This window comes from Pseudomonas sp. AC463, from assembly GCF_979253585.1.
Genome location: NZ_CEEDDZ010000353.1, coordinates 1 through 316, shown reverse-complemented (window position 1 = coordinate 316; position 316 = coordinate 1). Strand labels below are relative to the sequence as shown.

The 316-nt window shown below is 69.6% G+C and carries 1 protein-coding gene; it reads left to right on the top strand.

The window, feature by feature from the left end:
- Positions 1 to 236, top strand: a 236-nt coding sequence (locus AC0IYH_RS30490) for a PEPxxWA-CTERM sorting domain-containing protein (protein ID WP_471837890.1), incomplete at its 5' end; no start/stop codon positions are given.
- Positions 237 to 316 lie beyond the last annotated feature (80 nt).

The following is a 316-nucleotide window of genomic DNA, read 5'->3' as shown; positions in this document are numbered from 1 at the left end:
AGGCAGGATCGTTCACCGGCACGATCACGAACGCCGCGAACCAGACGTTCGACTTCGCCGTCGCGACAGCGCCCAGCGTATCCGGCACGATCGCCGCGGTGCCGGAGCCGGCGGGCTGGGCGACGATGATCCTGGGCGTGGGGCTGCTGGGGGGCGTGCTGCGACGCCGTATCCGCCTGTCGGAGGCGCGCTTCGCGGAGAAGCTGCGCCGGATCGAGGCTGGCGAGAGCCTGTAGCGCTTTTACGCGCCCATCGCGCGATCGTTCGGGAAACCGCCGTCAGCGATGCCGGCGGTCTTTTTTTGCGCGGGCGACTG